The organism is Streptomyces sp. NPDC088923 (assembly GCF_044749745.1).
GTDB lineage: Bacteria > Actinomycetota > Actinomycetes > Streptomycetales > Streptomycetaceae > Streptomyces.
This window is the reverse complement of sequence record NZ_JBIVIO010000005.1, coordinates 204,877-228,361: the sequence shown is the minus strand read 5'-3', so window position 1 is coordinate 228,361 and position 23,485 is coordinate 204,877. Positions and strand designations below refer to the sequence as shown.

24 protein-coding genes are annotated in these 23,485 nt (G+C 73.8%); 8 read left to right on the top strand and 16 right to left on the bottom strand.

The genetic code is table 11. The features are described 5' to 3' along the window. Positions 1-3: 3 nt before the first annotated feature. Positions 4-501 (bottom strand): GNAT family N-acetyltransferase, encoded by a 498-nt coding sequence (locus tag ACIP4O_RS21335; RefSeq protein ID WP_401576540.1) that lies wholly within the window; start codon positions 499-501, stop codon positions 4-6. A gap of 77 nt (positions 502-578) precedes the next feature. Between ACIP4O_RS21335 and ACIP4O_RS21330 the strand changes: the two genes are divergently transcribed. Then, positions 579-1,103: an AAA family ATPase gene (locus ACIP4O_RS21330; RefSeq protein WP_401576538.1), complete on the top strand. Its 525-nt coding sequence runs from the start codon at positions 579-581 to the stop codon at positions 1,101-1,103. 17 nt (positions 1,104-1,120) lie between these two features. Here the strand turns inward: ACIP4O_RS21330 and ACIP4O_RS21325 are convergent, their stop codons facing one another. Further along, positions 1,121-1,351: a hypothetical protein gene (locus ACIP4O_RS21325; protein ID WP_361327763.1), complete on the bottom strand. Its 231-nt coding sequence runs from the start codon at positions 1,349-1,351 to the stop codon at positions 1,121-1,123. 78 nt (positions 1,352-1,429) lie between these two features. On the opposite strand from ACIP4O_RS21325, the gene ACIP4O_RS21320 reads away from it, so the two are divergent. Next, positions 1,430-1,933 carry a DUF6314 family protein gene (locus tag ACIP4O_RS21320; RefSeq protein ID WP_401576535.1) on the top strand — a complete coding sequence of 168 codons (504 nt, stop codon included), beginning with the start codon at positions 1,430-1,432 and terminating at the stop codon, positions 1,931-1,933. 43 nt (positions 1,934-1,976) lie between these two features. Then, positions 1,977-2,447 (top strand): GNAT family N-acetyltransferase, encoded by a 471-nt coding sequence (locus tag ACIP4O_RS21315; protein WP_401576533.1) that lies wholly within the window; start codon positions 1,977-1,979, stop codon positions 2,445-2,447. A gap of 90 nt (positions 2,448-2,537) precedes the next feature. On the opposite strand, the gene ACIP4O_RS21310 is transcribed toward ACIP4O_RS21315, so the two are convergent. Next, positions 2,538-3,980 (bottom strand): PLP-dependent aminotransferase family protein, encoded by a 1,443-nt coding sequence (locus ACIP4O_RS21310; RefSeq protein WP_401576531.1) that lies wholly within the window; start codon positions 3,978-3,980, stop codon positions 2,538-2,540. Between ACIP4O_RS21310 and ACIP4O_RS21305 the strand changes: the two genes are divergently transcribed. After that, positions 3,979-5,007, top strand: a complete 1,029-nt coding sequence (locus ACIP4O_RS21305) for a DMT family transporter (RefSeq protein WP_401576529.1) — start codon at positions 3,979-3,981, stop codon at positions 5,005-5,007. The two genes, ACIP4O_RS21310 and ACIP4O_RS21305, sit on opposite strands and share 2 nt — an antisense overlap. A gap of 41 nt (positions 5,008-5,048) precedes the next feature. On the opposite strand, the gene ACIP4O_RS21300 is transcribed toward ACIP4O_RS21305, so the two are convergent. Then, positions 5,049-6,305 (bottom strand): glycoside hydrolase family 10 protein, encoded by a 1,257-nt coding sequence (locus ACIP4O_RS21300; protein WP_401576527.1) that lies wholly within the window; start codon positions 6,303-6,305, stop codon positions 5,049-5,051. 263 nt (positions 6,306-6,568) lie between these two features. Here ACIP4O_RS21300 and ACIP4O_RS21295 point away from each other — a divergent pair, with 263 nt between their 5' ends. Together ACIP4O_RS21295 and ACIP4O_RS21290 are read left to right on the top strand one after the other, a co-directional pair. Beyond that, positions 6,569-7,441 carry a 3-hydroxybutyryl-CoA dehydrogenase gene (locus ACIP4O_RS21295; RefSeq protein WP_401576525.1) on the top strand — a complete coding sequence of 291 codons (873 nt, stop codon included), beginning with the start codon at positions 6,569-6,571 and terminating at the stop codon, positions 7,439-7,441. A 146-nt stretch (positions 7,442-7,587) separates the two neighbouring features. Next, on the top strand, positions 7,588-8,193 hold the full coding sequence (locus tag ACIP4O_RS21290; protein WP_401576523.1) for a GNAT family N-acetyltransferase: 606 nt from the start codon (positions 7,588-7,590) through the stop codon (positions 8,191-8,193). 108 nt (positions 8,194-8,301) lie between these two features. On the opposite strand, the gene ACIP4O_RS21285 is transcribed toward ACIP4O_RS21290, so the two are convergent. Both ACIP4O_RS21285 and ACIP4O_RS21280 read right to left on the bottom strand, forming a co-directional pair. Continuing rightward, entirely contained in the window at positions 8,302-9,264 is a 963-nt protein-coding gene (locus tag ACIP4O_RS21285) for a PRC and DUF2382 domain-containing protein (protein WP_401576521.1), read from the bottom strand. A 249-nt stretch (positions 9,265-9,513) separates the two neighbouring features. Further along, positions 9,514-10,092, bottom strand: coding sequence for a TetR family transcriptional regulator (locus tag ACIP4O_RS21280; protein WP_361327738.1), 579 nt, complete (start codon positions 10,090-10,092; stop codon positions 9,514-9,516). A 94-nt stretch (positions 10,093-10,186) separates the two neighbouring features. On the opposite strand from ACIP4O_RS21280, the gene ACIP4O_RS21275 reads away from it, so the two are divergent. Beyond that, positions 10,187-11,251 carry an NAD(P)-dependent alcohol dehydrogenase gene (locus ACIP4O_RS21275; RefSeq protein WP_401576519.1) on the top strand — a complete coding sequence of 355 codons (1,065 nt, stop codon included), beginning with the start codon at positions 10,187-10,189 and terminating at the stop codon, positions 11,249-11,251. 117 nt (positions 11,252-11,368) lie between these two features. Here ACIP4O_RS21275 and ACIP4O_RS21270 read toward each other — a convergent pair whose 3' ends face one another. The 9 genes from ACIP4O_RS21270 to infC all read right to left on the bottom strand — a co-directional run bounded on the left by ACIP4O_RS21270 (position 11,369) and on the right by infC (position 21,596). Then, entirely contained in the window at positions 11,369-11,899 is a 531-nt protein-coding gene (locus tag ACIP4O_RS21270; RefSeq protein ID WP_401576517.1) for an NUDIX hydrolase, read from the bottom strand. 157 nt (positions 11,900-12,056) lie between these two features. Further along, positions 12,057-13,397, bottom strand: a complete 1,341-nt coding sequence (locus ACIP4O_RS21265; RefSeq protein WP_401576515.1) for a transcriptional regulator — start codon at positions 13,395-13,397, stop codon at positions 12,057-12,059. A gap of 599 nt (positions 13,398-13,996) precedes the next feature. Next, on the bottom strand, positions 13,997-16,507 hold the full coding sequence (gene pheT, locus ACIP4O_RS21260) for a phenylalanine--tRNA ligase subunit beta (RefSeq protein WP_401576514.1): 2,511 nt from the start codon (positions 16,505-16,507) through the stop codon (positions 13,997-13,999). Next, positions 16,507-17,634 (bottom strand): phenylalanine--tRNA ligase subunit alpha, encoded by a 1,128-nt coding sequence (pheS, locus tag ACIP4O_RS21255; RefSeq protein ID WP_361327724.1) that lies wholly within the window; start codon positions 17,632-17,634, stop codon positions 16,507-16,509. The genes pheT and pheS overlap by 1 nt, the downstream gene beginning before the upstream one ends. Before the next feature lie 201 nt (positions 17,635-17,835). After that, positions 17,836-19,011 carry an ATP-binding protein gene (locus ACIP4O_RS21250; RefSeq protein WP_361327721.1) on the bottom strand — a complete coding sequence of 392 codons (1,176 nt, stop codon included), beginning with the start codon at positions 19,009-19,011 and terminating at the stop codon, positions 17,836-17,838. 94 nt (positions 19,012-19,105) lie between these two features. Next, a complete protein-coding gene (locus ACIP4O_RS21245; protein WP_401576511.1) occupies positions 19,106-19,918 on the bottom strand; it encodes a TrmH family RNA methyltransferase in 813 nt (270 codons plus the stop codon). Between the two features lie 196 nt (positions 19,919-20,114). Continuing rightward, complete coding sequence (rplT, locus tag ACIP4O_RS21240) at positions 20,115-20,501, bottom strand: 50S ribosomal protein L20 (protein WP_008748864.1); 387 nt, start codon at positions 20,499-20,501, stop codon at positions 20,115-20,117. A 99-nt stretch (positions 20,502-20,600) separates the two neighbouring features. Beyond that, positions 20,601-20,795, bottom strand: a complete 195-nt coding sequence (gene rpmI / locus ACIP4O_RS21235) for a 50S ribosomal protein L35 (RefSeq protein WP_007829094.1) — start codon at positions 20,793-20,795, stop codon at positions 20,601-20,603. Between the two features lie 105 nt (positions 20,796-20,900). Then, entirely contained in the window at positions 20,901-21,596 is a 696-nt protein-coding gene (infC, locus tag ACIP4O_RS21230) for a translation initiation factor IF-3 (protein ID WP_164283108.1), read from the bottom strand. A gap of 460 nt (positions 21,597-22,056) precedes the next feature. On the opposite strand from infC, the gene ACIP4O_RS21225 reads away from it, so the two are divergent. Next, complete coding sequence (locus ACIP4O_RS21225) at positions 22,057-22,410, top strand: DUF1844 domain-containing protein (RefSeq protein WP_361327713.1); 354 nt, start codon at positions 22,057-22,059, stop codon at positions 22,408-22,410. 282 nt (positions 22,411-22,692) lie between these two features. Here ACIP4O_RS21225 and ACIP4O_RS21220 read toward each other — a convergent pair whose 3' ends face one another. Next, on the bottom strand, positions 22,693-23,424 hold the full coding sequence (locus ACIP4O_RS21220) for an SseB family protein (RefSeq protein ID WP_361327710.1): 732 nt from the start codon (positions 23,422-23,424) through the stop codon (positions 22,693-22,695). Positions 23,425-23,485 lie beyond the last annotated feature (61 nt).

Here is a 23,485-nt window from a genome sequence, read left to right as displayed (position 1 = left end):
CCGTCAGCACTCGCGCGCGTACTCGACCTGGACCAGCGGCCGCCCGTCGCCGAAGTCGTGCGGCCGCTCGGCCCCGGTCGGGGCGTATCCGCTCTTCTCGTAGAAACGGCGCGAGCGCGGCGTCTCGCGCATCGTCCAGAGGTGGACGCGGGTGTGCCCGGCGGCGCGGAGGCGGTCGAGGGTACGGGTCATGAGCGCCCCGGCCACGCCGCTCCCCCAGCCGTCCGGATGCCCGTAGAAGCCGAACACCTCTGCCCAGCCCGGGCGTTCGGGCGAGGGGCCGGCCCAGGAGAGCGCAAGAGGACGGCCCTCGACGCGGGCGAGGAGGATCGCGCCCTCACCGTTGGTGATCCTGGCGTGCCAGCGGGTGCGGCGGTCGCGTACCCCGGCGGCGGCGAACTCCGGCGCGAAGAAGGGCGCGTAGGCGGCTTCCCAACCCGCCGCGTGCACCTCGCCGAGCGCGTCTCCGTCCACGGGCCGGGCGAGCTGGATCTCGATCATGGGGGCAGGGTAGCGGCGCGCGGCAGCCGGGGGGAACTGTTCGCCGCGCCACGCCCCGGGGACGGTAGGGTCCGCGCATGATCGTCTGGCTGGGTGGGACGTACGGGGCCGGGAAGACCACGACCGCACGGGAGTTGGCCGCGCTGCTGCCGGACGCGCGGGTCTTCGACACCGAGGAGGTCGGGGGGCTGCTGCGGGGGATTCTGCGGGACGAGTGGCCCGGGAACTTCCAGCACTGGCCCATGTGGCGGGCGCTCGTCGTCGAGACCGCGCGGCAGGTGCTCGGGTACGCGGGCGGGACGCTCGTCGTACCGCAGACGGTGCTGGACGAGGAGTACTGGGAGGAGATCGAGGCCGGCTTCCGGGCGGCCGGGATTCCCTTACGGCACTTCGTGCTGGACGCCGACGAGGCGACGCTGCGTACGCGGATCGCGGGCGACGAGGCGCCGGAGAGCGCGACGGCGGGGCCGTGGCGGCTCGCGCATCTCGACGCGTACGCGCGGGCGACGCAGTGGCTGCGCGCCCGCGCGACCGTGATCGACACGGCGCCCCTCACGCCCGCCGGGGTCGCGGCCCGTATCGCCGCCGCTGTCGCCGCCTGACCGCGCCCCCGCCGGCCTCAGGTGCCGGGGACCGGGTGCCCGCCGTCGCCCTCCACGACGCGCCGACGCTCCGCCGCGCCGTCCTCCTCCGCCACGGTGACGTCCACCGTGCCGTCGCCGGTGGTGTCGAACTGGTAGAGGTCGGCCTTGCCGTCGCCCGTGGTGTCCGTCATCCACACGTCGGGCTTGCCGTCGCCGTTGGTGTCCGCGCTGAGCAGGACGTGGTCCTGCGTGTTCTCGGTGTCCATGGGGTGCGGATACCCCGTGAGGGGTGCGGAACGCACGGCGAGTGGCCGCGCCTCGTACGGCTGGAGTAGGAAGGAGACATGCCCGACGCCCGGCCCCAGACGCCCGATCCCACCGCCACCGCGCCCGTCCCCACGGCCCCCGTACCCGATCTGCTCGTCTTCCTCGCGGGGCGCTGGCGCGTCACGCGCGCGGCCGAGGACCGGCACAGCGGGACGCGCGGGCACTTCACGGGCGCGGCGGACTTCACGGCGCTGCCCGGAGGCGGGCTGCGGCACCACGAGGAGGGCACCTTCACGTGGGACGGCGTCGCGCGCCCCGCCTACCGGACCCTGCGCTGGCTGCCGGGCCCGGGCGGCGCCGGCTCCGCGCGCGTCACCTTCGAGGACGGACGCTTCTTCCACGACCTCGACCTGCGCACGGGGCACGCGATCGCCGATCACCCCTGCGCCCTCGACCTCTACCAGGGCGAGTTCACCGTGAGCGGCCCGGACCTGTGGAGCGTGGTGTGGCGCGTCGCGGGTCCTGCGAAGGACCTGGTGCTGCGCACGGAGCACACCCGCGAGGCCCCGTCCACGGAGTGAAACCGGCTGGGCGGCGCTGCCCGGGCGTTGCGAGACTGCCCGCATGACCACGTACACGGACCTGCCCGCCGTCCCCCTCCCGCCCGGCCACTTCCTCTCGGACGCGCCGGAACTCGTCGACGTCGAACGCGTCCACCACTGGCTCTCCACCGACGCCTACTGGGCGCTCGGCCGCAGCGTGGAGAAGCAGCGCGCCGCCATCGCCGCCTCGCTGAACTTCGGCGTGTACGAGGAGATGCCGGACGCGGAGGGCACGGTGCGCCGCGAGCAGCGCGCCTACGCGCGGGTCGTCACCGACCGCGCCACCTTCGCCTGGCTCTGCGACGTCTACGTGCCGCGCGAGGCCAGGGGCCAGGGGCTCGCGAAGGCCCTCCTGGCCGCCGTGCGGGCGCGGATGGAGGAGTACGACGTGCGCCGCGTGCTGCTCGTCACGAGCAGTGCGCAGGAGCTGTACCGCTCGGTGGGGTACGACGAGGTGGAGCCGGGCAAGTGGATGATCCTGCCGCTGGAGTGAGCCCAGGAAGGCCGCGCGACCCGCGCGAAACGGAGCACCGCGAAACGCGACGCCTCACCACGTACGGCCACCCCACCTCCTGCGCCCGCCTCACCCCCGTACCGCCGCGAACGCCTCCGCCAGCCTCCGTACGCCCTCCTCCAGTTCGTTCCCGTCCGCCACTCCCCCGTAGCTGATCCTCAGGTGCGGGCGGTCCGGTTCGGCCGGGTGGTACGGGCGGCCCGGGGCGAGGGCGACGCCCCGGCGCAGCGCCTCGGCGGCGAGGGCGGACTCGTCGGTGCCCTCGGGGAGCGGAAGCCAGAGGTGGTAGCCCCCGGTGGGCACGCGTGCGGGTACCGCCTCGGGAAGCCGACGGGCGAGAGCCGTCGCGAGCGCCGCCCTCCGCGCGCCCAACTCGCTCGCCACGGTGCGCAGATGGCGCGGCCAGGAGGGGGAGCCCACGAGTTCGAGCGCGGCCTCCTGGAGCGGACGCGGTACGAAGAAGTGGTCCACGACCTGCACCGCGCGCAGCCGTTCCAGGACGGGGCCGCGCGCGAGGACGGCGGCGACGCGCAGGCTCGGCGCGGTGACCTTCGTGAGCGAGCGGATGTGCACGACGACGCCGTCCGGGTCCTCGGCGGCGAGCGGCGGGGGCGGCGGGCCCGCGTCGGCGTGGCCGAGGCGGCGCGCGAAGTCGTCCTCGACGACGAAGGCCCCGGCGGCGCGCGCGGCGGCGAGGAGTCCGGGGCGGCGCGCGGGGGCGAGGACGGTGCCTGTCGGGTTCTGGTGGAGCGGCTGGCAGACGAGGACGCGCGCGCCGCTCGCGCGGAACGCCTCGGGCAGCAGGTCGGTGCGGAGCCCGTCGGCGTCCACGGGGACGGGGACGGGGCGCTGTCCGGCGGCGCGGAGCACGGCGAGCAGGCCGGGGTAGGTCGGGGACTCCACGAGGACGGGGGCGCCCGGCGGGGCGAGGGCGCGCAGGACGCCGCTGAGCGCGGACTGCCCGCCGGGGCTGACGAGCGCGCCCCCCGGGCCCGGGCCGCCTCCGCCGTCCGTGGCGAGGTCCCGCGCGAACCAGGCGCGCAGTTCGGGCAGTCCTTCGGCGGGCGGCCGGCCCCAGGCCCCCGGCCGGCGCCCGGCGCGGGCGAGGGCGGCGGCGAGGGCGCGTTCGGGGCGCAGGTCCGGGTGGAGGTAGCCGCCGTTGAACTCGATGACCCCGGTGGGCGGTTCGGCGAGCGTGGCGAGGACGCCGCTCGCGTCCACGGCGCGCGGCAGGCCCTCGGGGGACTCGGCGCTGAGCGCGAGGTGCTGCCAGGAGGTGTCGCCTTCCGCGGGGAGCGCGGCCTTCCCCGCGCGGTAGGCGCCCGCGCCGGGCCGGGTCACGAGCAGCCCCTCGGCGGCGAGTCGCGCGAGGGCGCGCGAGACGGTGACGGGCCCGACGCGGTACCGGGCGACGAGTTCACGGCTCGATGGCAGCTTTCCACCGGCTGGATAGCGGTCGAACTCGACACGGAGGGAGTCCGCCAATTCCCCGACGCTGCTACGCTCTTGCATGAGACGTGACAATAGCGCTATCAGCGAATCCACGGTAGCGGCTGGGGCGCGCGACGCTCGCCGGGCCAGCCCGGGCCGCACCCACCGGAGCCGCCCCGGCCTGCTCCTCGCCGCGCTCGGCGTGCTGTGCTTCTCGCTCACCTTCCCCTCGACCGCGTGGGGCCTCGAAAGCTTCGGCCCGTGGTCGCTCGTGTGCCTGCGCTGCGTGCTCGCGACGGCCGTCGCGGGTGTCTTCCTGCGCGCGGTGCGTGCCGAGGTGCCGGTACGCGCGCACTGGGCCGGGATCGCGGTCGTGGCCGGGGGCGGGGTGCTCGGCTTCCCGCTCCTGACGACGCTCGCGCTCCGTACGTCCACGACGGCCCACTCGGCGGTCGTGGTGGGCCTGTTGCCGCTCACGACGGCGCTCGTGGCCGCCGCACGCTCGGGCGTGTGGCCGCCACGCGTCTTCTGGCCGGCGGCGGGGGCGGGCGCGGCGATCGTGCTGGCGTTCACGCTGGGACAGGGCGGGGGCGGGTTCACGCGCGGGGACGTGCTGCTCTTCGCGGCGCTCCTGGTGTGTGCGGCGAGTTACGCGGAGGGCGGGCGGCTCGCGGCGGTCATGCCGGGGTGGCAGGTCAGCGCGTGGGCGCTCGTGGCGTGCCTCCCGCTGACGGGCGTGGGCGCGGTGGTGGCGCTGTGCCTGGAGCACCCCGTGCGGTGGAGCGGGCACGGGGTCGCCGGTCTCGCGTGGGTCTCGGTGGGGTCCACCTTCGTCGGGCTCTTCGTGTGGTACCGGGGCATGGCCGAGACCGGCGTCGCCCGCGCCAGCCAACTCCAGCTCGCGCAGCCGCTGTTGACCCTGCTGTGGGCGGTGACGCTGCTGGGCGAGTCGCTCCCGGCCGCCGCTCCGCCCGCGGCGGTGGGGGTGGTGCTGTGCATCGCGGGGACGCAGTGGGCCACGCGGCCTTCCCGTACGGCGCGCTCGGCTCCGCACGAGAGGGCCGCGAACGATCCGCCGTACGAGAAGTCCGCCGACACCACTCCCTGACGCCGCGACGGGCGCCCGCGGCCCCCGCGACGCCGCCCCTCCTAACCCCGCAGCGGCGCCCGCTCCCGGTAGTGGTCCCGCACGAGGCGGCTCATCGCGCCGAGCGGGTCGGCCGCGACCTCCTTCGCCGCGAAGAAGGCGTGGCCGTGCACCTCGGGGAGGCGCGCGGTCAGGTCGAGGTGCTTCGACAGTTCGGCGGGGTCGGCCCAGGCGGCGGGCTGCGCGGGGTCGCCCACCTTGTAGAGGGCCTCACCGATGTAGAGGTCCACGCCGGTGCCGCGCACGGCCCCCGCCCACCAGCGGGCGAGGGTCGCGTAGTCGGCGGCGGGGAAGCCGATGTTCCAGTAGAGCTGCGGCACGATGTGGTCGATCCAGCCCTCGCGCACCCAGCGCAGGGTGTCCGCGTACAGGTCGTCGTAGCTCTGCACGCCGGCGGTGGTGTCGGAGCCGCGCGGGTCGGTGCTCGCGTTGCGCCACACACCGAAGGGGCTGATGCCGAAGCGGACGCGCGGCTTGAGGCGGCGGATGCGGGCGCTCGTCTCGCGCACGAGCTGGTCGGTGTTGTGACGGCGCCAGGCGGCCCGGTCGGGGAAGTCGCCGCCGTACAGGGCGAAGGCGCGGTCGTCGTCGAAGGGCTGCCCGGCCACCGGGTAGGGGTAGAAGTAGTCGTCCCAGTGCACGGCGTCGATGTCGTAGCGCGCGACCGCGTCGAGCATCGCGTCCTCGACGTACCGCCGCACCTCGGGCAGCCCGGGGTTGTAGTACATCTGCCCCTGATAGGTGACGACCCAGTCCGGATTGACCCTGGCCGGGTGGGTGGGCACGAGGCGGGTCGGGTCGTCGTGCACGGCGATGCGGTACGGATTGAACCAGGCGTGCAGCTCCAGCCCCCGCTTGTGGGCCTCCCGCACCGCGAAGCCGAGCGGGTCGTAGCCGGGGTCCTCGCCCTGCTCCCCCGAGAGGTACGCCGACCAGGGCTCGTAGGGCGAGGGCCACAGCGCGTCGGCCGAGGGGCGCACTTGAAGGATGACGGTGTCGAGGCGGCGCTCGACGGCCGTGTCGAGGTGGCCGAGCAGCTCGTCCTTCTGGACCGAGGCGGGCAGCCCCGGCGCCGAGGGCCAGTCGCGGTTGGTGATGCTCGCCACCCACTCCCCGCGCATCCGCCGCCCGCGCGGCGGGTGACCCCCGCCGTGCCCGGTTCCGCTCGGGAGGGCTGCGCCCGTGGTGCCGAGAGCCGCCACCACCCCGGCGGCGAGGGCGGTGAAGCCTCTGCGGCTGAGCGTTCCCCTGTTGTCCATCCGGTGCCTCCACGGGCTCGGTTGTCACACATGTCACACGCGCACCCCCCTCTCATGCCCTCCCCGGGGGAGCCGCCACACATTGACCGCGCGGTAACGTTCACGCCTGGGCGGCGGCGCCCGGTGCGTCACGCGTGATGCCGGAATGCGTCGTGCGCGGCGCCGAGACGCGTCGTGACGCGGCGCGGGATGGTGTCCCGACGCGACGCGGAGTGCGTCGTGGGCCGCCCGAGACTTCATCCCCGGACGGCGAGAGGCACGAGGTGACGGACTTCAAGGCCGATGTAGCACGCGTCGGAGTGGTCGGCTGCGGACAGATGGGCGCGGGAATCGCGGAGGTCTGCGCACGTGCCGGTCTCGACGTGAAGGTCGCCGAGACCACCGGCGACGCGCTGGAGTACGGCCGTACCCGGCTCAGCAACTCGCTCGCCAAGGCAGCCGAGCGCGGCAAGCTCACGGCCGACGAACTGGCCGCGACGCAGTCCAGGCTCAGCTTCACCACTGATCTCGGCGAGTTCGCCGACCGTGACCTCGTGATCGAGGCCGTCGTCGAGAACGAGCAGGTCAAGACGGAGATCTTCCAGGTCCTGGACCAGGTCGTGACCCGCAAGGACGCGATCCTCGCCTCGAACACCTCCTCGATCCCGATCGTGAAGCTCGCGGTGGCCACCTCGCGCCCCGACCACGTCATCGGCATCCACTTCTTCAACCCGGCCCCGGTGCAGAAGCTCGTCGAGCTGATCCCGGCCCTCACCACCTCCGAGGGCACCATCAGCCGCGCCCACGTGTGGGCCGAGAAGGTCCTCGGCAAGCACGCGATCCGCGCGCAGGACCGCTCGGGCTTCGTCGTGAACGCGCTCCTCGTGCCGTACCTGCTCTCGTCGATCCGCATGTTCGAGCAGGGCATCGCGAGCCGCGAGGACATCGACAGCGGCATGGAGCTGGGCTGCGCCCACCCGATGGGTCCGCTCAAGCTCGCGGACCTCATCGGCCTCGACACGATCGTCTCGATCTCCGAGGGCATGTACGAGGAGTACGCGGAGCCCCTGTACGCGGCCCCACCGCTGCTGCGCCGCATGGTCGAGGCGGGTCGCCTCGGCCGGAAGTCGGGCTCGGGCTTCTACGCGTACCAGTAGGCCGGCAGCGAGGCCGAGGGGGCGGGTCCGAGGCGGAGGGGGCGGGTCCGCTCCCCCGTTTTTTTCCTCCCCGCAAGCCCTTTCCGCCTTGCTAGCATCCGCCCACTGGGGGAGATACCCGCAGGTGACGAGGTGGGGAGCGGGACATGGGCGGTACGTGGACGGACAACGTCTTCCCCGAGACGGAGCTGGTCTCGGGGAATCTGCGGCTGCGGGCCTTCGGCGCGGGGGACGTCGAGGACGTCCGGCTGGCGTGCTCCGACGAGGAGATACTGCGCTGGTTGCCGCTGCCGCGCCCGTACGACCTGGAGGCGGCGCGGGGCTGGTGCACCGACTTCAGCCACCACCTGCGCACCTCGGGCGACGGCATCCACTGGGCGATCACGGACCGCGACAGCGGCCGTCTTCTCGGCACGATCGGCCTCAAGTCGACCGACTGGACCGCGCACGTCAGCGAGGTCGGCTACTGGGTCGCTCCCTGGAGCCGGCGGCAGGGCGTCGCTGTCGGGGCGACGCGGACCGTCGCGGGGTGGCTGCTCGGCGAATGCGGCTTCGAACGCCTCGAACTGCGCGCGGCCACGGGGAACCTCGCCTCGCAGGCCGTGGCCGAGCGGGCCGGTTTCGTACGGGAGGGCGTGCTGCGCAACGCGGGCCACGTGCACGAGGGCCGGGTGGACCTCGTGGCGTACTCGGTGATCCCCGCGGACGGGCTCGGTCTCCCGAAGGTGGAAGCCCGCACGATCACGGACTGAACGCGCGAGAGAGGCCCCCGGCGCCCCTGAGGGGGCCGCCGGGGGCCTCGGCCCGCGGTACGGGCGTCTCGGCCGTCGGGCGGGGCCTCGGCCGTGGTGGTGGAGGGGTCAGTACTCCTCGGGCGGGGCGTCCCGCTCGGTGCTGCGCCCGGGTCCCGCCGAGCCGTCGTCGTAGTCGACGCGCTCCTTGCGTACGGAGTCGCTGACCTCCTGTTCCTCGGTGACACGCTCCGCCTCCAGGCGGACCCGTTCGACGGGGACCGACTCCTTGCGGATGACCGGCCGTTCCGCGTGCAAGGTGACCTCGGCGTTCTCCTCGCCGATGGCGGCGTCCACCGCGTCGCCCTCGCGGATCGGTTCGCGTACGAGCCTGGCCTCTTCGTGACTGACCGGGATCGTCGTCGTGACGTTCTCCGTCACCACGACCTTGTGCAGCCGTGCCCGGCCGGATTCCTCCTCCTGCGTACCGACCCGCAGCCGCTCCTCGGAGCGGATCATCTCCTCGCCGGGTTCACCGTCCCAGGAGCTCCGGGCACCCGCGCCGGCGAGTTCCCGCTCGGTGCTCTCGCCCGTCGCCTCGTTCGGGTTGGCCGGGCCGAGACCGGAGCCGGCCCCGCTCATGCCCGCCTGGTCCGCGGAGGTGGTGCCCCGCTGGCCGGTACCGGCCAGCGACTCGTCCTCCGCGTCCATCCCGCCGGGTGCGGCGGCCCCCTGCTTGCCCTCGCCCCCGCCGGACATGCCGCCGCCGGTCGCCGTCACCCCGTAGTGGGCGTACAGCTCCTCCTCACCGGCCGCGTCCAGGTGCTGCCCGGCGTCGAGACGGGGGGCGTCCTTGATCGCGTTCTTGTCGTGTTCCAGGTGCAGACCCTCGGCGTCCGAGCGCGCACCTTCCAGCGGGACGAAGCTCTCCTTCATCCCGAACAGACCGGTCTTCACCGTCACCCACTCCGGGCGGCCGGTGCGGTCGTCGCGGTAGACCTGCTCGACGCTGCCGACCTTGGCCCCGTCCCGGTCGTACGCGGTCAGGCCCACGAGCTGGTCAACGCTGAGGAAGCCCTCGTCTGAAGTCATGAGTGCCCTCTTCCTGCGAGAGCGCGCGGCGAAGGGGCCGGGGTCCCCTCCACGAGAGACGCGCGCCACTCCTTCTATGCGGCGCGCATCGGCGCCTTCCGGCAACCGAGGGAGGGCATATCGGGGCGAAATACTTCATTGGACCCATATCGACCGGAAGAGGTTTACCTCACGGGACCCTTGCGGCGACTGGGGAACGGGGCGGGACGTAGCTCCATCAGCGTGACGGACCCGTCCAGCCGCACGTCCCTACGGCGCCACGGCTCGCGCCACCGCGTCGCGCAGGAACGCCTTGCGTCGCTCGTGCTCGCCCTCCGGCTCGTCCCCCGTCGCCGCCCAGACGTTGCTCACCGGCGACCAGGCGCAGGCCATCGCGATGACGAGGGCGAGGAGGTCGTACGGCTCGCCCGCCCGCAGCCGCCCCTCCTCCTGAGCGCGCGCGAGGGCGGCGAGCTTCGGGCCGTGCTCCGGGTCGTCCAGCAACAGGCCGCCGGAGCGCCGCTCCAGGCGGGTCCAGGCGATGAGCCGGACGAGATCGGGGCGCAGCAGGTTCTGCTCGTAGATGCCGACCGCCCAGCCGGGCAGGTCGTCGGCGTCGAACGGGATGCTCGCGGTGATGTCGCTCGTGCGGTCGGCGATCACGGCGGCGAAGAGCCCGTCCTTGTTGCCGAAGTACCCGTAGAGCTGCGCCTTGTTGGTGCGCGCGGCGGAGATGATCCGCTCGATCCGGGCCCCGGCGATGCCGCGCAGGGCGAATTCCTCGGTCGCCGCGTCGAGGATGCGGCGCCTGGTCGCGGCACCGCGCGGCGTACTGGGCAGCTCGGGCATGGGGTCACGTTAGCAAACAGAACAGTTGGTTTGCTTTTGTCGCCGGAGCGCCTACGCTGAAACAGACCGAACAGTCTGTCTTTGGAGTTGCCCCATGCGTTCCACCCCTGCCTGGCAGCACCCCGTCGGCGCCCCCGCCCTGGAGCGCGTCACGATCGAGCGGCGCGAGCCGCGGGCCGACGACCTCGCCGTGCGCGTCGATTACTGCGGGGTCTGCCACAGCGACCTGCACCAGGTCAACGACGTCGCCGGGCGGCGCACGGGCCCGCTCGTCCCCGGCCACGAGTTCGTCGGCACCGTCACGGAGACCGGCGCCGACGTGACCGGCTTCGCACCCGGCGACAAGGTCGCGATCGGCACGATCATCGACTCCTGCGGGACCTGTCCCATGTGTCTGGCCGGGCGCGAGAACTACTGCGCACAGTTCCCGACCGTCACGTACGGCGCGGTCGACCGCGTGGACGGGCTGCCGACGCACGGCGGGTACAGCCGCGAGTACGTGCTGCGCGAGAAGTTCGCCCATCACCTGCCGGCCGGGCTCGACCCGGCGGCGGCGGCGCCGCTGATGTGCGCGGGGATCACGGTGTGGGGGCCGCTGCGCGCGGCCGGCGTCGGCCCGGGGAGCAAGGTCGCCGTGGCCGGTCTCGGCGGTCTCGGGCACCTGGCCGTGAAGCTCGCCGTCGCGCTCGGCGCCGAGGTGACCGTCCTGAGCCGGACCCCGGAGAAGGCCGCCGACGCCACCGGGCTCGGCGCCCGCGCGCTGCTCGTGACGAGCGACGAGGCGGCGATGGCGGGCGCGCGCGGGCGCTTCGACCTCGTGCTCGACACGATCTCGGCCCCGCACGACCTCAACCGGATGCTCTCGACGGTCGCCGTGGACGGCACACTCAGCGTGCTCGGCTTCTTCGGCGAGGCCCCGGTCCAGCTCATGGGCCTCCTGCTCGGTGCCAAGAAGCTCAGCTCCTCGGCCACGGGCGGCCTCGCCGAGACGGCCAGGATGCTGGACTTCTGCGGCACGCACGGCATCACGGCGGACGTCGAGGTGCTGCCCTCCGCCCGGGTGAACGAGGCCCTGGAGCGATTGGAGCGGGGCGACGTGCGCTACCGCTTCGTCCTGGACGTCTCCGACCTGGACGAGGAGCCGGCGCGGGCCGTCTGAGAGTGCCCCGGGGGTGAACGGCCGGTACGGGCGGGGGGCACCGCCTGCCCGTACCGGCTCGCACCCCTGCCCCTACCTGCTCGCGCTCCCGCCCGTACCGGCTGGCGCTCCCGCCCCTCACTCCTCCCGCATCCGGTGCAGCAGGAGCAGCGCCGCCGCCATCGTGGCCGCGGGGACCTGGCCCCGGCTCACGAGATCGGGCACGAGCTTGAGCGGGACCCACTCGCGACGCGAGGACTCGAAGCCGTCGACGGGCTCGCCCGTCCACTCCGCGCTCTCGCCCCAGTAGACGTGGTGGACCGCGTCGCTGAGCCCGTTCGAGGGCTCGGCGCTCAGCAGGTGCTGGAGGGGACCCGGACGCCAGCCCGACTCCTCCTCCAGTTCGCGCGCGGCGGCCCGCTCCGGGTCCTCCCCCTCCTCGACCACGCCCGCGGGCAACTCCCAGCCCCACGTGTCGGTGATGAAGCGGTGCCGCCACAACAGGAGCACTTCCTCGGCCTCGTTGACGACGGTCGCCGCCGCGACCGGGCGCTGCCGGATCAGGAAGTGGTCGAGATGGCGCCCGTCCGGCAACTCCACATCGGCGAGGTGCACGCGAAACCAGCGATTTCCATACACAAATTGTTCGCTCTGTTTCGTCCAACGCACGTTTCTGCCACCTTTCATGAGGAGGTGGCACTATCGCAGTCCCCGCCGCACGCGGGGCAGGCGCCCGGGCCGCTCACCGGAGCACAGCGGGCCGCGCGGCCGGGGTCCGGCGCGCACCCACCCCGGCGCACCACCGCCGGTCGCCGGTCACCGAGGCTCACACCGGCACCCGCAGCGCCCGGTCGATCAGCTCGGCCGCCTGCCCCGTACCGCTGCCCCCGGTGCGCACCAGGTGCTCACGGACCGCGCGAAGGCGCTCCCGCAGCCGCCTGGACTCCATGCCCGTGGCCCGCTCGGCCATCTCGACCGCCGCCTCGACGGCCCCGTCCGTCTCGCCCTGCCGCAGCGCGATGTGGCTGAGCATCGCGAGGCGGTGGACGCGCCCCCTGTCGTGCGCCGGGCTGGCCACGGCCGCCCGCGCGTGCTCGCGCGCCCCGCGCAGGTCGCCGAGGCTCAACAGGGCCTCGGCGACCTGGACGTTGACGAGGCCCGGCTGCACGTACCCCGTCTCGTCGGGTTCATGGCCGCGGCGGATGCGCTCGGCGGCGGTCTCCGCGCGCCGGATGCAGTCGAGCGCGCCGCCCGCGTCGCCGAGGTGCGCGTACGCCTTCGCCTGCATCGCGTGCAGGTCCGAGGCGAGCGCGGGGGACACCGCGCGCCCGGCCGCGCGCAGCGCCGCCTCCGCGAAGGCGACGGCCTGCCGGTGGGCCGCGAGGTGGAGCGACTGGTTGACGAGGAGGGCGATGACGTACGCCCCGAAGGCCCGGTCCCCGCTCGCCTTGGCGAGCCGGAGCGCCTGGTGGAAGTAGCGCTGGGCGAGGCCGTGCGCGTCGGCGTCGTACGCGCAGATCCCGGCGACGGCGACGAGCGCGCCCGTCGCGCGGTGCAGGGCGCGTCCCGTGTCGTCGCCGTAGCTGCCGCGCAGGAGCGGCGCGGCCTCGGCGTTGAGGAAGGAGACGACGCGGGGACGGATGACGACGCCGCCCGCTTTGCGGTACAGCTGTTCGTAGTGGGCGCGGGCCGCGCGCAGCATCTCGATGTCGGCGCCGGAGACGCGGCGGGGGCCGCCGCGCGAGACGTCGGTGTCCTCCGGCGGGTTCTCCCACTCCCACACGGGGACGATCGCGGGGGTGCCCGTGACGGCGGGGGCGCCGAGGACGTGCGGGCGCTGCTGCTGGTCGGAGCGCCACAGCGCGGTGGCGCGCTCGACGAAGCCGGAGAGGGAGCCCGGACGCGCCGCGGCGGCCTCGCCCGGGATGCCGAGACCGATGTCGTCGAGGGTGACGGGGCGGGCGAGGCGGCGGGAGAGGACTTCGCAGATCAGGTCGGGGACCTGCCCGCGCGGGCGCTGGCCGCGCAGCCAGCGCGAGACGGCGGTGTGCTCGTAGCGCAGGGTCAGTCCGCGGGCAACGCCCGCCCGGTTGACGTGGGCGGCGAGCCCGGCGTGCGAGATCGCGGCCTCGTCGAGGATCGCGTCGAGGAGGGAGTTGGGCTCCATGCTGTCTCCGGGTGGGCTGGGGCGCTGTCATCGCTGCGGGTGAGCGAACAGACACCCGTTGTGGCACAGCGTAACGGAGCGGGATTCACACGGGGTGTGAAAGGAGCGCACGCACCGGAGCTCCGCGCGCGCTTTCGCGGGGCGCGCGGGGGCGCTTGACTGTGTCTCGCGGACGCCGGGCTCCCCCCTCGACAAGTACGGCGTCCCCACCGGCGCCGTCCCGCCTGCCGCAGCCGCTTCACCTCCGGCCCGGCGGGCGGCGCCCCAGCCGCCCGGCCCCTCCGGCCTCTCCCCCCCCCCGGCCGGAGGGGTTTCGGGTTTCCCCGCGGGCGGCGTTCCGGCCGGGTGATCACCGCGGCTCCGGGCCGCCCTCGCCCACGGGTGTGTGTTCGCGGGTTCACCGGAAAGCGCGTGCGAGGTTCACCGGAACGAGTGGCACTCCCCGTACCGCGTCCTCGTCACCCCCGTACGCCCCGCTCCGCACGCGGACCGGCAGCCGATCGGCGCGCGGATCGCCACGCGCATCGGCCGGGCCCCGTCGTCTCGACAGGACCCGGCCGATCACGCCGGTACGAGGAGCCGGGCTCCCCGACGAGAGGTCACACCCCGCGCAGCACCGCCCCCGTGTGCTCCGCCGCGAGGGCCACCGCCGCGTCGCGCGCGGTCGTGGCCTCCTCGACGGTCAGGGTGCGGTCGGCGGCGCGGAAGCGCAGCGCGTAGGCGAGGGACTTGTGGCCCTCGGCGAGCTGGTCGCCCGTGTAGACGTCGAACAGCCGCAGCGACTCCAGGAGTTCACCCGCGCCCTCGCGCAGCGCCGACTCGACCTCGGCGGCCGGGACGTCGGCGGGGACGACGAGCGCGACGTCCTGCGTGGCCACGGGGTAGTTCGAGATGCGCGGGGCCTGCACGGCTCCGGCTCCCGCCTTCTCCAGGGCGTCCAGGTCGAGTTCGGTCGCGCACGTACGGGCCGGGAGGCCGAGCGCCTTGATGACGCGCGGGTGCAGTTCGCCCGCGTGACCGATGACGCGCTCGGCGCCGTCCACGAAGGCGACCAGTTCGGCGCAGCGGCCCGGGTGCCAGGGCCCGTACGCGCCCTTGCGGACGACGAGGTCCGCGCCGGCCTCGGCGGCGGCCGTGCGCGCGGCCTCGATGGCGTCGGCCCAGTCGGCCGGGTGGCCCTTGCCCCACCAGCCGGACTGCTCGCGGGACCCGGCGAGGACCACGGCGAGGTGCCGGGGCTGCTCGGGCAGGGCCGTGTTCAGCTCGTCGAGCTGCGTCTCCTCGGGGCGGTGGGCCACGGGAAGCCGCTCGGGCACGACGGACTCGGCGCGCGGGTGGAAGACGAGCCCCGACTCGAAGAGCGCGAGGTCGTGGCTGCCCCGGCCCTCGTTGCGGCGCAGGGCCGCGAGCAGCCCGGGCAGCAGCGTGGTGCGCAGCGCGGGCTCCTCGTCCGAGAGCGGGTTGACGAGGCGCACGACGCGGCGGGCCGGGTCGTCGTCCGCGAGGCCGAGCGCGTCGAAGGCGTCGGTCCCGAGGAACGGGTAGCTGAGCGCCTCGACGTACCCGCGCCCCGCGAGCGCGCGGCCCACACGGCGGTGGAAGCGCTGGCGCTCGGTGAGGCCGCGCCCGGCCGGGGGCTTGGGCAGCGTGGAGGGCAGGTTCTCGTAGCCCTCCAGGCGGATGACCTCTTCGGCGAGGTCGTTGGGCGCGGTGAGGTCGGGCCGCCACGAGGGGATCGTGACGATCAGCTCGTCCTGGCCGTACACGTCGCAGCCCACCTCCTGGAGGCGGCGCACGACGGTCTCCCGGCCGTACTCGACACCCGCGACGCGGTCGGGGTGACCGGCCGGCATCGTGACGGTGCGCGGCGCGGAGGGCGCGATGACCTCGGTGACGCCCGCGTCGGCCGTGCCGCCCGCGAGGAGGACGAGCAGGTCGACGGTGCGCTGCGCGGCGGCCGAGGCGGCCTGCGGGTCGACGCCGCGCTCGAAGCGCCGGGACGCCTCGGAGGCGAGCTTGTGGCGGCGCGAGGCGCGGGCGATGGTGATCTGGTCGAAGTGCGCGGCCTCGACGACGACCTCGGTGGTGCCCAGTTCGGCGCCGTGGTCGGCGATCTCGGTCTCGGCGCCGCCCATGACCCCGGCGAGCCCGATGGGCCCGCGCTCGTCGGTGATGACGAGGTCCTCGGGGTCGAGCGTGCGCGTCTGCCCGTCGAGCGTCTTGAGCTTCTCGCCGGCCTGGGCGCGGCGCACGCCGATCGGGCCGCGCACCTGGGCGCGGTCGTAGGCGTGCAGCGGCTGGCCCAGCTCCAGCATCACGTAGTTGGTGATGTCGACGGTGAGCGAGACGGGCCGCATCCCGGCCTTCTGGATGCGGCGGGCCATCCAGATCGGGGTACGGGCCTCGGGGTCGAGCCCCGCGACGGTACGGGCCGTGAAGCGGTCGCAGCCGAAGGGGTCGGCGATCTCGACGGGGTAGCCGTGGGCGTTGGGCCCGGGTACGTCGATGAGCGCCGGGTCGCGCAGCGGGAGCCCGTAGGCGATGGCGGTCTCGCGGGCGATGCCGCGCATCGAGAGGCAGTAACCGCGGTCGGGCGTGACGGCGATGTCGAGGACCTCGTCGACGAGTTCGAGCAGCTCGATCGCGTCGGTGCCCACCTCGTACTGGGGCGGCAGCACGATGATCCCGTGCGTCCCGTCGCTCCCCATACCGAGCTCGTCGGCGGAGCAGATCATGCCGTGGGAGGTCTTGCCGTACGTCTTGCGCGCGGCGATCGCGAAGTCGCCGGGTAGGACGGCGCCGGGCAGGACCACGACGACCTTGTCGCCGACGGCGAAGTTGCGGGCGCCGCAGACGATCTCCTGCAGCTCGCCCGTCCCGTTGGCCTCCCCGACGTCGACGTGGCAGAAGCGGATGGGCTTCTTGAAGCCCTCCAGCTCCTCGATGGCGCGGACCTGGCCGACGACCAGGGGGCCCTTGAGCCCGGCGCCGAGCTGCTCGACGGTCTCGACCTCAAGACCTGCGGAGACCAGCTTGGCCTGCACGTCACGGCCGGTCTCGGTGGCGGGGAGGTCGACGTACTCCCGCAGCCAGGAAAGCGGGACCCGCATCAGATCTCCATCCCGAACGGCCGGGTGAACCGGACGTCACCCTCGACCATGTCTCGCATGTCCTCGACGTTGTGGCGGAACATCAGCATTCGCTCGATACCGAAGCCGAAGGCGAATCCGCTGTACTTCTCCGGGTCGACACCGCAGGCCGTGAGGACCTTCGGGTTGACCATGCCGCAGCCGCCCAGCTCGATCCAGCCCTCGCTGGAGCAGGTGCGGCAGGGGCGGTCCGGGTTCCCGACCGACTCGCCCTTGCACACGTAGCAGAGCATGTCCATCTCGGCGGACGGCTCGGTGAAGGGGAAGTAGTTGGGGCGAAGCCGCGTCGTCATGTCGGGGCCGAAGAGCGAGCGGACCATGTGGTCGAGCGTGCCCTTGAGGTCGGCCATCGTCAGGCCCTCGTCCACGGCGAGCAGCTCGATCTGGTGGAAGACCGGGGTGTGCGTCGCGTCCAGCTCGTCGGTCCGGTACACGCGGCCCGGGCAGACGACGTAGACGGGGGCGCCGCGCTCCAGGAGCGAGCGGGCCTGGACGGGCGAGGTGTGGGTGCGCAGCACGACCCCGGACTCGTCGCCCTCGGTGCCCTTCGGGCCCTGGACGAAGAAGGTGTCCTGCATCTGCCGGGCGGGGTGGTCCGGGGTGAAGTTGAGCGCGTCGAAGTTGAACCACTCGGCCTCGGCCTCGGGGCCCTCGGCGACCTCGTAGCCCATCGCGACGAAGACGTCCGCGACGCGCTCCATCATCGTGGTCAGCGGGTGGCGCGCTCCGGCGGGGACGCGGTCGTACGGGAGCGTGACGTCGACGGTCTCCTCGACGAGGACACGCGCGTCCCGCTCGGCCTCCAGCTCGGCCTGCCGCGCCGCGAGCGCCTTGTTCACGGCGCCGCGGGCCTGGCCGACCCGCTTGCCCGCCTCGGCCTTCGCCTGCGGGGGCAGGGCGCCGATCTCGCGGTTGGCGAGGGCGAGCGGCGAGGTGCCGCCGGTGTGGGCGGTCTTGGCGTGGGCGAGCTGGTCGAGGTCGGCGGCCGCGGCGAAGGCGGCGAACGCCTCGTCCCGCATCCGCGCGATCTCGTCCGGCTTCAGCGCCTCGACCTCTACTGGGTCGTACGACTTGTTGGGTGCCGACATTTCTTCCCGTGCTTCCGACGTGGGTGGCTGAGGGTCCCGTCTCGGTCTGCGGACGATTCGTCCACGAAAGGGGACGCGGACGTGCCAAAGACCGAGTCTACCGGGGGGCAGGTGGGGGGCGGCGCGGGTGGGCGGCCCCGGAGCCGTACGTCACAGGGGGTACGGGGCGGGGGGCCTGGCGGGGGAGGGCGCCCGTCGCGGCTACTGGAGGTGGGCCGGCAGCGCGACGGGCAGCATGAATCGGAAGCGGGCGCCGCCGCGCGGAGCCCGGCCGACCGTGATCCAGCCGCCGTGCACCTCGACGATGCCCTTCACGATGTAGAGGCCGAGACCGGTGCCCCCGCGCTTGGAGCCGCGCCAGAAGCGGGTGAAGACACGGTTCATCGACTCCTCGGGGATGCCCTGCCCCTCGTCGCTCACCGTGATCACGGTCCCTTCCGGTCCCTCGCCGCCCGCCGTGGGCGCGATGTCGATCGTGACAGTTCCGCCGCCGTGGCGCACCGCGTTTTCCAGGAGGTTGCTCAGGACCTGGTCGACTTTGTCGGGATCGGCCCACAGCGCGGGCAGCGGACGGCGCACGGTGACCAGGAAACGGTCGCAGGAGCGCCCCGCGGCGATGTGCGCCTGCACGTGCCGGGCCGCCGCCCCCGCGATGTCCACCGGCTGGCGCCGCAACTCCATGCGGCCCGCGTCGATACGGGAGATGTCGAGGAGTTCCGTGATGAGCCGCGTGACGCGGTGGGCGTCCGCGTCGACGGTCTCCAGCATGAGCCGCTTCTGGTCGTCGTTGAACCTCTCCCACTTGGCGAGGAGCGTCGCGGTGAAGCCCTTGACGGAGGTGAGCGGGGAGCGCAGTTCGTGCGCGACGGTCGCGATCAGCTCGGCGTGACTGCGCTCGGTACGGCGCCTGGCCCCGGTGTCGCGCAGCGAGACGACGAGCCGGTCCAGCGGCCCGCGCGGCCGCGCACGCACGTACTGGGCCGAGACGAGGACCTCGCGGCCTCCCGGGAGCAGCAGGTTCCTCTCCGGCTGCCGGGTCCTGATCGCGAGCCCCCCGTAGGGATCGGTGAGCCGCCACCACCGCCGCCCGTCGAGGTCCTCGAGCGGCAGCACGTCCTCCAGCGGGCTGCCGAGCACGGCCTCGGCCGGCCTCCCCGTGATCCGCGTCGCCGCGGCGTTGAAGCAGGTCACGAGCCCGCGCGCGTCCGCGACGACGAGCCCGTCCGGCAGGTCGTCGGGCCTGAGGGGGTCCGGGGTGCGGGGCGCGGGAACGCCGCTCGCCGCGGCCTCGTCCCCGGCCGCGGGACGCCGTACCCGCCCGCGCCACTCCCCCGCCACGACCTCGCGGGCCCCGCCCTCCGTACCACCGTCCGCCATCCCCGTACCCCACCTTCCCGACCGGTTCGCGGTCCCCGCAGGGGCTGGAAGGAGCCACCTTATCGGGGTGGGACGGGCCGCGTACGCGCGTCCGCTACGCCGTCCGGCCGCGCTGGGCGCGTGCCGAGGCGTAGAGGCAGACCGCGGCGGCCGTGGCGAGGTTGAGGGACTCGGCCTTGCCGTGCAGCGGGACGCGGACGACCGCGTCGGCGAGGGCGCGGGTCTCCTCGGGCAGGCCCCAGGCCTCGTTGCCGAAGACCCACGCGGTCGGGCCGCCCATCGTGCCGCGGTCGAGCTCGTCGTCCAGGTCGTCGGCGCCCGCCCCGTCCGCGGCCAGGACCCGTACCCCGATCCCGCGCAGCCCCGCGACGGCCTCCTCGACCGGCACGCCGGTGACGACGGGCAGGTGGAAGAGCGAACCGACCGAGGCGCGCACGCACTTGGGGTTGTAGACGTCCACCGAGGCGTCGGTCAGGACCACGGCGTCGGCGCCCGCCGCGTCCGCGCAGCGCAGCACCGTACCGGCGTTGCCGGGGTCGCGGACGTGCGCGAGGACGGCGACGAGGCGGGGGCGCGCGGCGAGGACCTCGGCGAAATCGGTGTCGAGGAAGCGGCACAGGCCGATGACGCCCTGCGGGGTCACGGTGTCGGCCATCGCGGCGAGGACCTCCTCGCTCGCGCTGATCACCGGGACGTCCCGGGCCCGGGCGTCGGCGAGGAGTTCGGGGTGGCGGCGCGCGGCGTCCTCGGTCGCGTACACCTCGACCAGGTGCCCGGCGGCCTCCCGCACGGCCTGCGGGCCCTCGGCGAGGAAGCGGCGCTCTTTGCCGCGGAAGCTCCGCTTCGCGAGCCGTCGCGCGGCGACGACGCGGGGGGAGCGCAGGGAGGTCAGCTCGGGGGCCGGCATGTGCTCACTCTCGGGGACGTACGGGGACGGACGTACGAGGACGGGCGACGGGGACGGGCGTACGGGGACGGGTCCGGCGCGGGCCGCGGGGCGCCGCCGGAACACACGGAACCCGCAGGCCGTCGCGGGCCTGCGGGTCCGGTGGAGCGGCGCGCCGACACGCGGCGCGCGGAGCCTGGCTGGGCGGTGGCCCTGATCAGGCGGCGGCCTTCGGGGCGTTGACGTCCTCGGGCAGCGCCTTCTGGGCGGCCTCGACGAGGGCCGCGAAGGCACCGGCGTCGTGCACGGCCAGCTCGGCGAGGATCTTGCGGTCCACCTCGATGTTGGCGGCCTTCAGACCCTGGATGAAGCGGTTGTAGGTGATGCCGTTGGCGCGGGCAGCGGCGTTGATGCGCTGGATCCACAGCTGACGGAAGTCGCCCTTGCGCTTCTTGCGGTCGTTGTAGTTGTAGACGAGGGAGTGGGTGACCTGCTCCTTCGCCTTGCGGTACAGGCGCGAGCGCTGCCCGCGGTAGCCGCTGGCCTGCTCCAGGATCGCCCGGCGCTTCTTGTGGGCGTTGACGGACCGCTTGACGCGTGCCACTTGATTACTCCTTGTAGCGGGGCCGTGGGGTGTTCACACGGCCCGGTTCGATTGGGTCCCGGTACGGGGCTGCGGGCCCCCGGCGAGGGAGCCGCGGCCTCACTTGCCGAGAAGCTTCTTGATCTTCTTGGCGTCGCCCGGGGCCATCTCGGCGTTGCCGGTGAGGCGGCGCGTCAGGCGGGACGACTTGTGCTCCAGCAGGTGGCGCTTGCCGGCCCGCTCGCGCAGCACCTTGCCGGAGCCCGTGACCTTGAAGCGCTTGCTGGCACCGCTGTGCGACTTGTTCTTCGGCATGGCGCCGTCTATCTCCTCGTCGGTGACGCCCCCAGCCGGACCCCGGGGGGACCGGACGCGCGGGGGCGTCAGTTGTATCCGTGTCACCGGGACGGCTGTCCCGGATCAGGCCTCGGCGTGCTCCTGCTCCTCGGCGGTCTCGTCCGCGCCGGAGAGGTCCTCGTCCTGGTCGTCGGCCGAGGCGCCACGCCCCTGCCGTTCGGCCTTACGGGCGGCCTGGGCCTCGCGGGCCTCGGCCATCGCCTCGGTCTTCTTCTTGTGCGGGCCGAGCACCATGATCATGTTGCGGCCGTCCTGCTTGGGGCTCGACTCGATGAAGCCGAGGTCCTGGACGTCGTCCGCGAGGCGCTGGAGCAGCCGGCGGCCGAGCTCCGGCCTGGACTGCTCGCGACCACGGAACATGATCGTGATCTTGACCTTGTCACCCTGCTTGAGGAACCGGACGACGTGACCCTTCTTGGTGTCGTAGTCGTGCGGGTCGATCTTCGGCCGGAGCTTCATCTCCTTGATGACCGTGTGCGCCTGGTTCTTGCGCGCCTCACGGGCCTTCATGGCCGACTCGTACTTGAACTTCCCGTAGTCCATGAGCTTGCACACGGGCGGACGGGCGTTCGCCGCGACCTCGACCAGGTCCAGGTCGTACTCCTGCGCCAGTTCCAGGGCCTTCGCGAGCGGGACGATGCCCACCTGCTCACCACTGGGGCCGACGAGTCGTACCTCGGGAACACGAATCCGGTCGTTGATACGGGGCTCGGCGATGCGGGGCTCGGCGCTGATGGATCCTCCTCGGTAGCACCGCACGGCCGCCTGGCAGACAGCCGCACAACTCTTGCTTCTTCTGAGACCAACCGCGCCGGAACATGAAAAATGCCCCGGACGATCACGAGCGGGGCTCCTGTACTGACCGGAGCACCGCCGCGTGGACGCGGGGCGCGACTTCGGACGCTCACCGCCTCGGGTGCGGTGCCGTCTGACCGGTGACCCGCCGCCCGTGAGGGCGATCAGGTGGGAGTGCGGAGCCTCCACTTGTGGCCGGAGTCTCGGGCTCCCTCGCGGGCACCACTGACACACTCCGGCCGGTCGTCCCTCCAGCATACCAGGGCGTACGGGGCCGGAGCCCCCGTGTGCGGTCGGTACCGGGGGCCGGGGCGTCCCGGGGGCGGCCACTAGGCTGACGGGGCTCGCGGGCGCCCGCCCGCGAACGGGATGCGGGCGCTGTGCCGCCCTGCCCACGGTACGCAAATGAAGGAAGCCCCCCGCGATGAGCGAAGCGACGCCCGCAGCCGACCACGACGACGCGACCCGGGACATCGCGGAGGTCCCCGCCGTCGAGGTGATCACCACCGTCGGGGTGCACCTGATGAGCGCGGCCGCGGTAAAGCTGGGGCTCGCCGAGGACGGCGAGGCGCACAAGGACCTCGACGAGGCCCGCAAGCTGATCCACGCGCTCGCGGGGCTCCTCGACGCGGGCGGCACCGAGATCAGCTCCTTCCACGCGGCCCCGCTCCGCGACGGCCTCAAGTCCCTCCAGCTCGCCTTCCGCGAGGCGAGCGTCTTCCCGGACGAGCCGGGGCAGGGGCCGGGCGAGAAGTACACGGGGGCGGTGTTCGGCTGACGTTCGCGACGCCACGCCTGTCTGGAAAGCGCATGTACAGAGCGCACCTGTGGACAACTCGGGCTGTCGCGCGACGGCTCTCACCCTTGAGGGTGAGCCGCGTGACGACTTCCTCGAAGTTGTCCACAGATTCGGGGGGTGCGGGGCGGATTGGTCGGGGGGGTGGGGCGGGGCTGGAAGAATTGTTCTCGGGGTCGCCCCCCTGGGAGGGCGGGGGTCTGCCTCCCCCCGGCCTCAGCAGATGAAGAGCGCCCCGCCCTCACCACATGAACAGCGCCCCCCTCACCGAATGAACAGCGGCTGCCCCGGCACCGTCGCCGTCGCGGGCAACAGCGCGAGTTCCAGCCCGCGTTCCAGGCGCTCGCGCAGGACCGGGTGGGCGGCGAGGGCCTCGGCGGCCGCGCGCGCGGCCGGTTCCGCCTCCGCTCCCTCGGCCAGGACGAGCGCGAGCGTGCCGTCCGCCGCGCGGGAGGGGAGCAGGTGGGCGCGGAGCACCGCCGGTACGGCGGCGAGCGTGTCGCGTACCGCCTCCGTGACGGCCGGGTCCGCGAGCGGCGCCGCGCTGTCCCTGCCCTCGGCGAGCGCGCGCAGGGCGCCGCCGCTGACCTCGAAGGGAACGGGCCCGGCGAGGTCGAGGACGAGCGTGTCGGCCCCCTCGTGCGCGACGGCTTGGAGCGCCTGGTGGAGCGGTACGGCGACCGGGCGGGCCGTCGGGTCCCACCGGGCGAGGCTCGCCGTGGACGTGAAGGCGGGCAGCGCCGTGCGGTCCCCGGCCTTGAGCGTCGGCACCGCCATCTCACTGTTCTTCTCGCGCTTGAGCCCGTCCGGCGCCTCCTCGGTCTCCCCGAGCACGGCCACGACGGGCACCAGGAGCCGCGCCCCGCGCAGCGCCGCGAGCACCGGCCCCGTCGCCGTGCGGTCCTCGGCCCAGGCGGCGAGCGCCGCGCCGAGCGCGGGATCGGCCGAGCCGTCGTCGTCGCCGAAGCCGGAATCAGGGATGTTCTTGTTCGCCACGCGTCGACCCTACCGAGGCGGCGGAGGGCGCTGACGCGCGGACCGATCGGCCCGGGCCTGC

Coding starts and splice junctions, on each gene's coding strand:
- ACIP4O_RS21305 (WP_401576529.1), top strand. CDS start 3,979: ATGAGACGTGACAATAGCGCTATCAGCGAATCCACGGTAGCGGCTGGG.
- ACIP4O_RS21225 (WP_361327713.1), top strand. CDS start 22,057: ATGAGCGAAGCGACGCCCGCAGCCGACCACGACGACGCGACCCGGGAC.
- ACIP4O_RS21300 (WP_401576527.1), bottom strand. CDS start 6,305: ATGGACAACAGGGGAACGCTCAGCCGCAGAGGCTTCACCGCCCTCGCC.
- ACIP4O_RS21285 (WP_401576521.1), bottom strand. CDS start 9,264: ATGACTTCAGACGAGGGCTTCCTCAGCGTTGACCAGCTCGTGGGCCTG.
- pheT (WP_401576514.1), bottom strand. CDS start 16,507: ATGCGGGTCCCGCTTTCCTGGCTGCGGGAGTACGTCGACCTCCCCGCC.
- ACIP4O_RS21320 (WP_401576535.1), top strand. CDS start 1,430: ATGCCCGACGCCCGGCCCCAGACGCCCGATCCCACCGCCACCGCGCCC.
- pheS (WP_361327724.1), bottom strand. CDS start 17,634: ATGTCGGCACCCAACAAGTCGTACGACCCAGTAGAGGTCGAGGCGCTG.
- ACIP4O_RS21335 (WP_401576540.1), bottom strand. CDS start 501: ATGATCGAGATCCAGCTCGCCCGGCCCGTGGACGGAGACGCGCTCGGC.
- ACIP4O_RS21290 (WP_401576523.1), top strand. CDS start 7,588: ATGGGCGGTACGTGGACGGACAACGTCTTCCCCGAGACGGAGCTGGTC.
- ACIP4O_RS21325 (WP_361327763.1), bottom strand. CDS start 1,351: ATGGACACCGAGAACACGCAGGACCACGTCCTGCTCAGCGCGGACACC.
- ACIP4O_RS21330 (WP_401576538.1), top strand. CDS start 579: ATGATCGTCTGGCTGGGTGGGACGTACGGGGCCGGGAAGACCACGACC.
- ACIP4O_RS21250 (WP_361327721.1), bottom strand. CDS start 19,011: ATGGCGGACGGTGGTACGGAGGGCGGGGCCCGCGAGGTCGTGGCGGGG.
- ACIP4O_RS21280 (WP_361327738.1), bottom strand. CDS start 10,092: ATGCCCGAGCTGCCCAGTACGCCGCGCGGTGCCGCGACCAGGCGCCGC.
- ACIP4O_RS21275 (WP_401576519.1), top strand. CDS start 10,187: ATGCGTTCCACCCCTGCCTGGCAGCACCCCGTCGGCGCCCCCGCCCTG.
- ACIP4O_RS21245 (WP_401576511.1), bottom strand. CDS start 19,918: ATGCCGGCCCCCGAGCTGACCTCCCTGCGCTCCCCCCGCGTCGTCGCC.
- ACIP4O_RS21315 (WP_401576533.1), top strand. CDS start 1,977: ATGACCACGTACACGGACCTGCCCGCCGTCCCCCTCCCGCCCGGCCAC.
- ACIP4O_RS21265 (WP_401576515.1), bottom strand. CDS start 13,397: ATGGAGCCCAACTCCCTCCTCGACGCGATCCTCGACGAGGCCGCGATC.
- rpmI (WP_007829094.1), bottom strand. CDS start 20,795: ATGCCGAAGAACAAGTCGCACAGCGGTGCCAGCAAGCGCTTCAAGGTC.
- ACIP4O_RS21310 (WP_401576531.1), bottom strand. CDS start 3,980: ATGCAAGAGCGTAGCAGCGTCGGGGAATTGGCGGACTCCCTCCGTGTC.